The sequence below is a fragment of the Kangiella sp. genome (assembly GCF_048265365.1).
Classification (GTDB): Bacteria; Pseudomonadota; Gammaproteobacteria; order Enterobacterales; family Kangiellaceae; genus Kangiella.
Genome location: NZ_JBLXBT010000005.1, coordinates 1 through 12,637, shown reverse-complemented (window position 1 = coordinate 12,637; position 12,637 = coordinate 1). Strand labels below are relative to the sequence as shown.

The 12,637-nt window shown below is 45.6% G+C and carries 9 protein-coding genes; 1 reads left to right on the top strand and 8 read right to left on the bottom strand.

Annotation, left to right across the window (positions count from 1 at the left end; translation table 11 throughout):
• Positions 1 to 434 precede the first annotated feature (434 nt).
• The 5 genes from ACN0VI_RS13860 to ACN0VI_RS13840 form a co-directional block, all read right to left on the bottom strand.
• A complete protein-coding gene (locus ACN0VI_RS13860; protein WP_417447174.1) occupies positions 435 to 1,532 on the bottom strand; it encodes a DegT/DnrJ/EryC1/StrS family aminotransferase in 1,098 nt (365 codons plus the stop codon).
• A 3-nt stretch (positions 1,533 to 1,535) separates the two neighbouring features.
• The gene (locus tag ACN0VI_RS13855; protein WP_417447173.1) at positions 1,536 to 2,003 is read right to left on the bottom strand and encodes an acyltransferase; all 468 of its coding nucleotides are present in this window, start codon (positions 2,001 to 2,003) and stop codon (positions 1,536 to 1,538) included.
• Positions 1,990 to 3,060, bottom strand: a complete 1,071-nt coding sequence (locus ACN0VI_RS13850) for a Gfo/Idh/MocA family protein (protein WP_417447172.1) — start codon at positions 3,058 to 3,060, stop codon at positions 1,990 to 1,992. Before ACN0VI_RS13850 ends, ACN0VI_RS13855 begins: the two co-directional genes overlap by 14 nt.
• 19 nt (positions 3,061 to 3,079) lie before the next feature.
• The gene (locus ACN0VI_RS13845; protein ID WP_417447171.1) at positions 3,080 to 4,315 is read right to left on the bottom strand and encodes a nucleotide sugar dehydrogenase; all 1,236 of its coding nucleotides are present in this window, start codon (positions 4,313 to 4,315) and stop codon (positions 3,080 to 3,082) included.
• A gap of 188 nt (positions 4,316 to 4,503) precedes the next feature.
• The gene (locus ACN0VI_RS13840; RefSeq protein WP_417447170.1) at positions 4,504 to 4,824 is read right to left on the bottom strand and encodes a MarR family EPS-associated transcriptional regulator; all 321 of its coding nucleotides are present in this window, start codon (positions 4,822 to 4,824) and stop codon (positions 4,504 to 4,506) included.
• Between the two features lie 463 nt (positions 4,825 to 5,287).
• On the opposite strand from ACN0VI_RS13840, the gene ACN0VI_RS13835 reads away from it, so the two are divergent.
• A complete protein-coding gene (locus ACN0VI_RS13835; RefSeq protein ID WP_417447169.1) occupies positions 5,288 to 6,733 on the top strand; it encodes an MBL fold metallo-hydrolase RNA specificity domain-containing protein in 1,446 nt (481 codons plus the stop codon).
• Positions 6,734 to 6,985: 252 nt separating this feature from the next.
• Here ACN0VI_RS13835 and ACN0VI_RS13830 read toward each other — a convergent pair whose 3' ends face one another.
• From ACN0VI_RS13830 to ACN0VI_RS13820, 3 genes are all read right to left on the bottom strand, one after another.
• On the bottom strand, positions 6,986 to 7,933 hold the full coding sequence (locus ACN0VI_RS13830) for a Wzz/FepE/Etk N-terminal domain-containing protein (RefSeq protein ID WP_417447168.1): 948 nt from the start codon (positions 7,931 to 7,933) through the stop codon (positions 6,986 to 6,988).
• A 180-nt stretch (positions 7,934 to 8,113) separates the two neighbouring features.
• Positions 8,114 to 10,750 (bottom strand): SLBB domain-containing protein, encoded by a 2,637-nt coding sequence (locus tag ACN0VI_RS13825; protein WP_417447167.1) that lies wholly within the window; start codon positions 10,748 to 10,750, stop codon positions 8,114 to 8,116.
• Between the two features lie 76 nt (positions 10,751 to 10,826).
• Positions 10,827 to 12,032, bottom strand: coding sequence for a capsule assembly Wzi family protein (locus ACN0VI_RS13820; protein ID WP_417447166.1), 1,206 nt, complete (start codon positions 12,030 to 12,032; stop codon positions 10,827 to 10,829).
• Positions 12,033 to 12,637: the final 605 nt, after the last annotated feature.

The window sequence follows — 12,637 nt, the reverse complement described above, 5'->3', positions numbered from 1 at the left end:
TGATCCAGCGTCTTGTTCGTAAAAATCTGCAATTATTCTAGATTACTAAGTTTTGAAAGATTAATGTATTTTCCAACATATACTTACGCATACAAACAAATTTTCTCTTGATGATTATGTTGATATCTATGGGCGCTTGACTTGTTAATACGATAGATAAGCTTGAAATTCCTTGCGCTGTAAATGCATACGATAAGCTTTTTTCAAGGTGCTATTTGGAAGGTATTACATTTTTCGATACCTTGAATTAAACTTCCGCAGCATAGGTTGAAACATAAAACCCGCTAAAAACCTTGATGGATTCGCTTAACATGTTGTCTTAACCTAATCGCTTTCACTTTGTAGAGTTCCGTCTAATCACGTTCAAGAATTGCCTACACATTGCGTAAATGCATAGGCTTTGATTTCGTTATTATCAAAGGTTCAGAGCATTTTCATGCAAAGTATTCTTTGATAGCTACGACGACTTGCACTAAGTCTTGTTCGTTAAGGTGCTCACCAATCGGCAAGCTTAGGAGCGTACTATCGGTTTTGATGGCAAACATTTCTTCGCTTGCTTGATTTATATAGTCATAAGCTTTTAATTTTGGCAATGCAATAGGATAATGTATACCCGTTTGAATACATTTATCCTTTAAAAATTCCATTAGCGACTCTCGTCTATCTGTTCTAATAACAAACAAATGATAAACTTGCTTTGCCCAATCTTGCCTTACCGGTAATTCAATTTGAGCTATATCTTTTAGATTAGATAAATAATAGTCTGCTACGGCAATACGCTTATCAGTCCAGTTTAATAAATATTTTAATTTCACAGATAGAATTGCTGCCTGTAAACCATCTAAACGAGAGTTTCGTCCTTCAAACTCATGGTCATATTTTGCAATACGTCCGTGATTGGCAATCATTCGACATTTTTTAGCCAATTCTTGGTTATTCGTCGTAATCGCACCACCGTCACCATAAGCACCTAAATTCTTACCTGGATAAAAACTAAATGTTCCTATGTCGCCAATGCCACCAACTTTTTTTCCCTTGTATTCAGCACCATGAGCTTGAGCACAATCTTCTATGATATACAGGCCATTGCTTTCAGCTATTTCTTTTAGAGCACCCATGTCACAAGGGTGCCCGTACAAATGAACAGCAACAATCGCTTTTGTTTTTGGTGTGATACGTTTTTTAATATCTTCTATCGATATCACATAGGATTCAGAATCACAGTCGGCAAATACAACCTTATGACCTTGTCTTGTAACAGCTTCTGAACTTGATATGAACGAGTTTGCTGGCACAATGATTTCTGAACCATGAGGTAACCCTAAAGATTCAATTGCAATTTCAATTGCATCCGTTCCATTAGCAACCCCTAAACAGTGTTCAACATCTATAAATTGTGCAAATTCTTTTTCAAAATTAGAAACATACTCACCACCGATAAAAGCAGATTTGGCTATTACATCATTAATTGCCGAGTCAATTTCTTGCTTAATTGTCTGATATTGTGCCGCTAAATCTAAAAAACTAACCATTTCTTATAAATCCTTAACTTTTTTAGCTGGGTTACCAGCATATACGCCTGATTGGGTAATGTTTTTGGTCACGACGGCACCAGCGCCTATAACGACATGTTCGCAAATTTCGACTGGTAAAATAGTCGCATTGCTTCCTATGGATACATTATTAGCGATTTTAGTGCTTTTCCAAAGTGTCGTGTCACCGCGAGCAGGCCCACCTTTAGAAAACAAATCGTTTATAAACATGACACCATGGCCAATGAAACAATCATCTCCGATACTGACCAACTCGCAAATAAAAGTGTGTGACTGAATGCGTGTACGGCGACCTATTCTCACGTCTTTCTGAATCTCGACAAACGGGCCTATAAAAGTATTATCACCCACGACACAGCCATACAAATTCCCGGGTTCAACTACCGTAACATTTTCACCAAATACAACGTCATCGCGTATTGAAACGCTTCTTAAGTTAGGCTGACTCATTACTTTGACCTAAGCGGCAATATTTTGGTTTGAATCGTAAGAATACTTCTTTCTTAGTCTCAATAGATTCATAAATCGCATTAATCAACTCAAGACTTTTGCGCCCCTGCAAGCCGTCAACCAAATGTTTTTTGTTGTTCAATATAGAATCAACAACATGCTCATAGTAAGCCTGATGACCAAAACCATAAACATTAGGTGGATTTACTGAATACTTTTCCATCACTTCTGAATCCTCATCCTTCGAATCAGTAAAGTTCCACACCTTCATCTGATTTACTGCAAAACCTCCAATTTCGACAGTACCAGTCTCTCCCAAAATTGACAGTGACCCCTCAAGATCTTTTGGCCGCACCGCTGTTGTCGCTTCTATGATACCAAGAGCGCCATTTTTAAAACGAACATTCACAATTGCAGTATCTTCGGCTTCAATGTTAGCTAAGGCCCTTGCACTCATAGCATGAACACTTTCAACTTCACCCATCATCCATTCTAATAAATCAACATGATGGCTGGCCTGATTAGTTAGAACGCCACCATCAAATGCCCATGTACCACGCCAAGGATCTTGATCGTAATATGACTGAGGACGACACCAGCGAACTCGAACAGTTCCAAGTACTAGCTTCCCAAAACGACCTGACTCAAGCGCTTCTCTGGTCTTAACAACAGGCACATTGAAACGGTTTTGTTTGACAACAAATAACTTGGAACCAGCCTCATCACAGGCTTTTATCATTGCGTCAGCATCATCTAAAGTAAGCGCCATAGGCTTTTCAACAACTATATGCTTTTTGTATTTCGCTATTTGAATTACATGTTGTGCATGATAACCACTTTCAGTTAACACGGAGACGACATCTACATCAATAGATGACAGCATCTCATGCATATCCGAAAAATACGGCACACCGAATTGTTCACCGATTTTCTGAGCCTTCTCTTCAACAATGTCACAAACAGCGACTAATTCAGCATTTTCAATCTGGTTGTTACCTAGCAGTTCTGCATGACGCTTTGCTATACGCCCACATCCCAACAATGCAAATTTCAACATATTTCAGGCCTTTATTAAGTTAGTTATTACCAAACAAATCACGTGTATACACTTTTTCCGCCACATCATTCAGCAATATATCTTGCCTGTTGGCGATAATCACATCAGCTACGTTTTTGAATTCTTCAAGATTTTTTATGACTTTCGAGTGGAAGAATTCGCTTTCCTCTAACACAGGCTCGAAAATCACGACTTCAATGCCTTTGGCTTTGATGCGCTTCATAATGCCTTGTATAGCTGAGGCACGGAAATTGTCGCTTCCTGTTTTCATCACCAATCGGTAAACCCCAACTACTTTAGGGTTACGCTTTAAAATGCTTTCAGCAATAAAATCTTTACGCGTGGTATTAGAATCGACAATCGCTCGGATCAGGTTGTTAGGTACATCTTGGTAATTGGCTAGCAACTGCTTGGTGTCCTTTGGTAAGCAGTAACCACCGTAACCAAAGCTTGGGTTGTTGTAGTGGTTGCCAATACGTGGGTCTAACGACACACCATCGATGATTTGTTTGGTGTCTAGGCCGTGAGATTCGCAGTAGGTGTCCAACTCATTAAAGTAAGCAACACGAAGGGCTAGATAGGTGTTAGAAAAAAGCTTAACCGCTTCGGCTTCTGTGCTGTCGGTAAAAAGTATCTCTATATCGCTTTTTATCGCACCTTGTGCGAGTAAGTTTGCGAACACCTCAGCACGCTCACTGCGCTCCCCGACGATGATGCGTGATGGGAATAAGTTGTCATGCAATGCCCTGCCTTCGCGTAAAAACTCGGGGGAGAAAAAGATATTAGGTGGATTCCCGCCTTCGCGGGAATGACAGTCCTCTGAGTTCTCGCCCTCTAGAGAATGACGATCACGGTATTTTTCTATGACACTTTGTGTATAACCCACTGGTACGGTAGATTTGATCACCATGACGGCTTGTGGGTTTATCGCCAGCACCTCTTGGATGACACTTTCAACCGACTTGGTGTTGAAGTAGTTCGTCGTAGAGTCATAGTCGGTTGGCGTGGCAATAATCACAAAGTCAGCATGTTGATAAGCGGCTTGCTTGTCTAATGTCGCAGTGAAGCTGAGGTATTTGTTTTGTAAAAAATCTTCGATTTCAACGTCTTCAATAGATGACTGCTTGTTGTTTAGCATGGTCACTTTTTCAGGAACGATGTCCACCGCGATGACGTCATTGTGTTGTGCCAATAACATGGCATTGGATAGGCCAACGTAACCCGTTCCGGCAATGGCGATTTTGTATTTCTTCATTGTCTTTTCCATAATATATAAAGTCATTTACTAAAGAACGACTTAGTTTTTACGTCATTTATTATCACAGCAAGCATAATGCGTCAGATCACGCCTCGTACCTCGGCTAATTTGACCGACCTGCATATTGTAGCCATTTGTCGTAGCACGCCTTTTGACGGCCTAAAGGCCGACCTGCAAGTTACACGTTATGCTTTCACTTCTTGCCGTAGTTGTTCTATTTCTTTTTCTAGTTCTTGGTGTTCTTTTAGTTTTCGTTGTAAGAAGCGGTGCGTTAGGGTGACTTTTTCCTCTATGCCTTTTGGGGTCAGTAGATATAAATACCCTATTTTGTTTGCATTATTCTTAAAGTTGTCCGCTTTCACTAAGCCTTTTTCAATTAAGGCTTTTAGGCAAAAGTTGGCTTTACCAAGACTTATGTCCAATCGCTTTGCGAGTTCGCGCTGGCTGATGTTTGGATCTTGCTGTAGTTCTTTTAATATTTTGTAGCGGTATTCGTCGGTTAACATTTAAGCACCTTAGGGATAAGACTAAGCGTGGTGCATGGCAACGAGAAAAAATACGTGCGGAAAGGTGTGGTGTGTGGTGATGAGAGTAAGCTTTCCATGCATTTGCCTCGTTTGATATTGATCTTTTTTTTAACAACCCCATCCTAGCCTTCCCCTTGAAGAAAGGGGAAGGGATAAGTTCTAGAACTGAACCCCATCCTAGTCTTCCCTCTGAAGAAAGGGGAAGGGACAGGTCAAGGCTGCGTTCAATTGGTGAACAATGATAGGGGAAACATGTTAATTATGCAAAGAATGTGTTCGAAAAGAGTTTGTAAAATGGAGGGTTTTAAGTTTTTTTGGGTATAAGCATATGTTGATTATGATCTGACCTACAAGTGAGTGAGGGAAGGGACAGTTAGGTTGATGCTGGTCAGGATTGTGGTTTACTCTTGGCGCTTCTTTTAAACGATACATAAGGATTTGTATGTTATCTATTAAGCATCACGGTGCGGTTCAGGGTGTGACAGGGTCTTGTCATGAGTTGTGTATCGATGATGGTAATTCGGTTCTGGTCGATATTGGTTTGTTTCAGGGGGCGGAGACGTCTGGGTCTGGGGCGGGTTCCCATAGTTTAGAAATAGACTTTGACCTTTCAGCTGTGCAAGCTCTGGTGATTACCCATGTTCATATTGATCATGTTGGGCGTTTGCCCTATTTGTTGGCCGCGGGGTTTACTGGGCCGATTTATTGTTCGAAGCCGAGTGCCGAGTTGTTGCCTTTGGTGATTGAAGACGCGCTTAAGGTGGGTGTGACGCGCAATGCCAGTATTATTAAGGCGTGTCTGGATAGACTGGCATCGCAGTTGGTTCCCTTGGAATATAAAGAATGGGCGCGTATTCCGCTTGCTGGGAAAGGTTCCAGTGCCCAGTTACGCTTGTGTCGTGCTGGGCATATTTTGGGATCGGCGTATGTGACGTTTCGGGTTGAGGGTGACTTTTGTCGGCCTAAAGGCGCGACCTACAAAAAATATTGGGATGTGGTGTTTTCTGGGGATTTGGGAGCGCCTTACTCGCCTCTTTTGCCGTCGCCGCAGTCGCCTTATCGGGCCGACCAGTTAGTTTTAGAAAGCACTTATGGCGATAGAAACCATGAAAACCGGGCAATACGTCGCCAAAATCTGCAGCAAAGTTTAGAGCACGCGCTTAGCGATTCTGGCACTGTGCTGATTCCTGCGTTTAGTATTGGCCGCACGCAAGAATTACTCTATGAGATCGAGCACATTATTCATCAGAACAAGCATAAAGCCGTTAGCCAGACACGGTCTGGTGTACCGCTTAATTGGGAAGATATTGATATTATTATCGACTCCCCGCTTGCCAGCCGTTTTACCCGTGTTTATCGGTCATTGGAGCCCTATTGGGACGCGGAAGCTAAGCGTCGTGTTCACGCAGGGCGCCATCCATTAAGCTTTGAACAAGTCACTACAATAGACGACCACGAGACGCATTTACAAACCGTGTCATACCTACAAAGGCAAACTCGCCCTGCCATTGTGATCGCTGCGTCGGGCATGTGTGTTGGCGGACGTATCGTGAATTATTTAAAAGCGTTGTTGGGTGATGCGCGTAACGATGTGTTGTTTGTGGGCTATCAGGCTGCTGGCACTCCCGGTCGGGATATTTTGCGGTATCACGATAAACCAAATGGGTATGTGATGTTTGATGGGCAGCGTTTTGATATTAACGCCAAGGTACGGCAGATCAGCGGCTATTCCGCCCATGCAGGACAACGGGATTTGTTGAATTTTATTAAGCGCATGCGTGTGAAGCCCAAAAAGGTGCATTTGGTGCATGGGGATGATGGTGCCAAGGCAACGTTGAAGGGATTGATTGACGTTGAGCATCCGGAATGTGAAGTGGTGGTGCCGTAAACTAAGACATTAACCCCACCCTAACCCTCCCCTTTTCAAGGGGAGGGAACAAAAGCTGAATCAAACCCTAAGCCTCCCCCTTTTCAAGGGGAGGGAACAAAAGCTGAATCAAACCCTAAGCCTCCCCCTTTTCAAGGGGAGGGAGCAAAAGCTGGACCAAACCCTAACCTTCCCCTTGGAAGTGATAAGGGGAAGGGACTATTCAGGTCTACTCCTCCCCCTTGTGCCTTTAAGGGGGAGGCTGGGAGGGGGTTAGTCTTTTTTAGCGAAGGCGAAGCGTATGAGTACGATGCCCATGCCGAGCATGCCGCCAAGCAGGACGGCGAGTACGCAGATGAGGGCGCGTTTCGGGCCAGCCTTTTCTTCGGGTACGACGGCAGGGTCGATGATTTTAAACGCAAATTCTTCTTGCACTTGGGCCAGCATGAGGTTTTTGGTTTGCTCTTCTATCAGCTGATAAAACACCGACTGCATGTCTGAGATGCTGGTTCTTTCAATCTGTTCTTCTAGGTAGCTGATGTTGCGGCGAGCTTCATCAAGAGATTGTTTTTTAACCCAGGCGTTTAAGTCTATCACTAGCCAGTCTACCCATTGTTTGGCGATGGTGGGTGATAAGTGTGTGATGGATAAGGTAACCAAGCCGTTGTCTTTGCTTTCTGACACGGAGATTAATTTTTTGAATGCTTTGTAGGCTTCCCAGTCTGTGGGTTCTGGTGTTTTACCCGGCTCCACGTCACGCACCCATGTATTGCTTGGTGCATCGTATATTTCTGAATCCAGCTGCAAGGTGTCTGTGGATGGGTTCCATTTCTCCCCAGCCATCAGTGGCACCAACAAATCGTATTTGTGGATGAAGGCATTTAGAAATTGACGTGACTGCAAGGTTGCTAAGGCCATTGCTTTGCTGTCGGCTCCACCGCTGCCCAAGCTGATTCCCGCTAACGATGCCAAGCCACCAAACTGTGATGCCATAGCGGCCAAACCGCCCGATTTGCTGTCGTTTGCTGACGCCAATACCGCTTCGGCTTTGTACGTGTTGGGTTGTGACAAGGCGTACAATACGCCCCCTATGGCAAACACAATAGTCACCAACAGGATGATCCATTTGCCTTCCCACAAGGCAAGAAACAGCTCCTTTAGGTCTATTTCATCGTCCTGCTGCGCATACGCTTGTGGTGGTAATCTGTAATTTTCGTTCATCATCATTCTTCATTTTGTTTACGACACCAAGCCTAACAGCGCACAAGGTGTGTGTCGCTCTTGGCTAGCTCGTTGTTGCTTGAGTGCTTTTTATTAACACATACTTTTGCCCGTTAGCACGTATTTTAATTCGCTCTTATTTCTCATATTTATAATGAGTTCTTTTGCCTTAGCATCAGGCTAATCTTTGACGGCACTCCAAGCCACGCCCAGTTGGTACAAGATCTGAGTAGCGGTCGATAAGGTGCTTAAGCCATCTAGGTAGTCTGTGTTGATCGGTACTATGATGGTGTCGCCTGGCTCCAACGGGTCATAATTACGACTGAACCAAAAGGAGTTGTTCGGCAATTCCACCGAGCCGTTGGACTTCACAATGTAAATTCGCCCAGTGTCGGCTTGTCGTTTCGTGCCACCGGCAGAGGCAATATAGTCTTCTACCGTTAGGTTAGGGTTAAAAGTATGGTTGGACGTAAACTGCACTTCACCCACAATACTCACTACTGGGTTCAACGCAGGCACAAACAGTTTGTCACCCTTTTCCAGCATGAGATTCGCAAGAGGATCTCCTGTCATGGCGGTTTCCAAATCCACCACCAGTCGGCCTACTGGCTCAGCTTTGTCCAGCTGATCGACAATGGCAATCGCCTGCGCGGGGTCGGTTCCCGTTGTTTGACGACGCAACGCAAGCCCGCTGATTTCTTGTTTTAACTGTGCGTTCAAAAACTTCAGGCGCTCGGCTTCTTGGCGTTTTAGACGTTCACGGCTAAACACGGCACCAGCAGGGTAAGCAAACTCGGTAAAGCCACCCGCACGGGCGATAACGTCTTTTAAAGTTTCACCACGCTTGAAAGTGTAGGTACCAGGGAACACAAACTCGCCTTGCAGCTCAATCACCATGCCCTCTTGCCAACCTGGCTGAGATTTGATGATGAGATGATCTTGCGCCCCCAGCGTTACACCAGATTGGCCGTTCATTGCGTCTTGCAATGAAAAGTTAATGCGCTCAAGGGTAGAGCTGTCTCCTTGCACCTCGCGGTGTGTCAGCTCAGCAGATGCCAAGAAAGCCTCTTCCGTCAGTCCGCCCGCAGCGGCCAGTAGTGTCTTGACCGTGGTGTTGTTTGCCAGCGGGTACAAGCCTGGGAACTTCACCGCCCCGGATATTTCCACCAGTTTTGCGGGCTGCCCATAGCTTGCTTGCTCTTTTAAACGCTCGACAATCGGCTCTAACAAGGCCTCTCGGCTGGCTTTGCGCAACTCGGCTGCATCAGACACTTTGTCGGTGCCCGCAATGTTCAGTGCTGTGGCTTCGTCTTTCACAACGATGGCGCCCGTTTGCGCGTCAAACACTTCGTGGGTTTTGCTTGCTTCGCCACCATTGGCTTTGACCTTGCTGTTGGCGTAAGAGCCAAACCAGTAGTCTTGCGCCAAACCATTATCAAACACGAACAGTTGGTCTTTTTCCTGTAGAACCAGGTTATCCGCCGAGTTCCCTTTGGTAAGGGCATTCAGTAGGCTGAATTGGTACACTTCAATGTCTTGATTGGCGTTGACTTCACGCACTAGCAGAGCGTAATTCAAATCGGCTGAGGGTTTTAATCCGTCTTCAATCGAGCCAATCGCGTCCCGAATGGTCATACCGTCGGTTACCTTCATGGCACCCTGTCTTACCACTTCCCCCCGCACCGCAATGGCATTTTTCAGTGACATAGACACCGTTGACAAGGTCACCTCGTCGCCATTTTTCAGCACAAAGTCACGACCCGATTTTGTTGAAAGGTCTAGCGTAAACTGCTCTAACCCTTGCGCGCTGGTTCTGCGCACGCCCACGCGGGACAAATACGCCGATGGTGTTGCTCCGCCAGACAGTGCGAGTAATTGCGCAATATTGGCTTCGCCTTTGATTTCGTATAAGGCAGGACGAACCACTTCACCTTCAATAGAGACACGACTATCGCGCACAGGAATAAATAACGTATCGCCAGAGGACAGTCGAATGTCTTTGCTGGTGTCACCCTTGATAAGCAAATCGTACAAGTCAAACTCAGACACTATTTTGCCTTTGCGCAATAACTGAATATGACGCAAGCTGCCCGTTGGTTTCACCCCGCCGCTGGCGATGAGCGCTTGCGTAATAGTGGTTAAGCCATTCACATTGTAAGCGCCAGGCTGCGTGGCTTCACCAGCAATAAAGACTTGCATAGTACGCATAGCACCCATGGTGACAGACACGTCCACACCAATGGTTTTGCGCTTGATCATGTCATTAATGTGTTTTTGTAGTTGGGTAAACGTCTGGCCAGACACCGCAACAGGGCCAATATCGGGCAAATTGATGGAGCCATCGCGGTCTATCGTCAAAGACCAGTTTTGGTTGGTTTTACCAAAGGTTTGCACGCTGATGACATCGCCCGGGCCCATTTGGTAATCCAAAGGTACAGGTAAGTTGTCTACAACCGTCAGCCCAAGAGCGCCGCTGAACATATCATAGCCAAAAGACGACAATCCATTTGAACTGGCTTTTTCTGCATGAGTATTAGCCACGCTGTTTTTTGCGGTAGCTGGAGCAGCAGGTTCTAATACCGGTGCCTGCTGTATGGCGGTCGTTGCAGAACTGCCTCCGCCGCCCGTTAAAGTACTAACATCCACACCGTATTGTTTTGCCAAGGCTTCTTGTTGGGCTTTGGGTAGGCTTTGAAATTGGCTAATTTGAGCCGCGGTCGGAGTGAACGCCAGTAGGCTTCCACTGGTTGCAAAAAGCACAGCCGCTATCCATGATGTGGCTTTTTGTCGTGACGAAGATCTAAATTGTAATCGCATACTATGTCGTCTTTTATAAGTTCAATAAAAAGGGTGATGATCCATTTATGCCAATGGGCGGTTATTTCTTAACCAGTTAAAAGCGAAATTCATACCCTGCCCACAGGCTGGTTTGGCTATCGCTGTTGTCCGGTTGTTCATACGCCGCCCCCAATCGAACCATGCCCGCCAACGCTGGCAAGCTATAGGTCAGTTGGCTTGTATTCGTTGTTTCATTGTCTTGATTCGCTTGCTGCTGGATCACGCCCAACTGGTGGTCGTTCTGAAACTGCAAATAAAAGGCAACCGACACACCATCGTCCAGTAAATACGTAGTATTGGCCACGTCATCGGTAACAGAAGGGTATGAGCCAGATTTCCAAAAGATGGTGTCATGTGCTTGGGTACTTTGTTGAGATTCCAGCACCACTCGCGCGGTATTTTGCCCCATAGGAAAACTGCCCGTCCAGCCCACTAACCACGCCCCGACTTCTGTAATGTCGGCGGTAGAAGCCGCTTCTGCGTACAGGCTGTGGTAAACATGGGCGATAGGCGGCAAGGTGATTTTCGCGTCCAATGCCAGCTGTTCATCGTTGCTGGCGTCAATGTCTGACAGCCAAGTTTGGTACGTCACACCGTATTCAAACACACGAAAAGGCTTGGACACAAAACGTGTCGCACTGTGGTAGTCGTAGTCAGAATCGCTCGGTTGCGCTAACACACTTTCCACACTCCAAACGCCCAGGCCGGTATGTTGCCCAACATAACTGACGCTCATATCAGGAGCGGCTTTGGCATAAGAACCTAAAATGAGATTGTGTTGCCACCCTTGCCCCCACCAACGATCCACGTTGCCCAGCGACCAAAGCCAAGCACCCGCGCTCACGGCCACATAGCTGTTGTCCATCGTAAAAGCGGTGTCGTTTTGGTATTCGCTGTACGCCACGCCAAGTCGATAAGACACTCGGTTGCCTAACTGTTCAACACTGGTGTACAGCCCTTTTTCATCTTCATTAAACTGACCAAAGCCAGTAGCAACAGGCGCTTTTGTGCCGTTTAACACTTTAAACAAACTGTTGCCCCGGTTCAGGCGGGCGGAGTTGAGCGTGTACAGTAACTCTTGGTTGGCCATGGTGACCATGTCACTGCTTTGCGCTGTGTAAGTTAGATCATCCCCCAATAGTGACCAACGCAGAGGAAAATTGCCCACTGGCGCACTTAATTGCCCGGCATCGGACAACAACACCAAAGAAGACCGTAAAAAAGGGTCATTGGCTTCTAACCAAGGTGAGGCGAACGCCATGCTGGGTAAACAAAGTAACAGCGCCGTCAATCGGCGAGAAGGGAGTAATACCGACGACAACAACGACGCAGGTCTGGATGGGGCAGTATAAATAAGCGAGGACATTCTTAGCTCACCGTTCCTTGTATTGATAACTTTGACTCTTAGGATTGAGCACAGGTCCATATCACACATTTGTTGAGACGCCGCCAATGATGTCGCAAACAGGGTCAAAAATAAAGCCTGCTTTGCTTAATGTTTCCACAAAGTGTTTGCCGTTAATCGCGATTCAAATCGTAAAAATGCCACTCGATAAAAAACATTGCCGCCATTTCGCTCGCATTATGTGGCTAATATTTAGTTAAAAGCATGACAAACCAGCGTATTCGCACTGTTTGCCCCTGACAAAACGCAAGAATTGATCAAAAAATTAACAAAACTTTATTATTCAGCGCTTACATTGTCACTAGGCTTGCTCTAAAATCAAAAATGAAGAAACGTTCTTCAAACATCGATGTTTAATGATAAGGAAATATTATGAAACTTGTAACTTTGGCTACAATCGTAGCACTTGGCCTAGCTAGCCAAGCATATGGTGAAGCTGCTGGTACTGGTGCTGCTGGTAC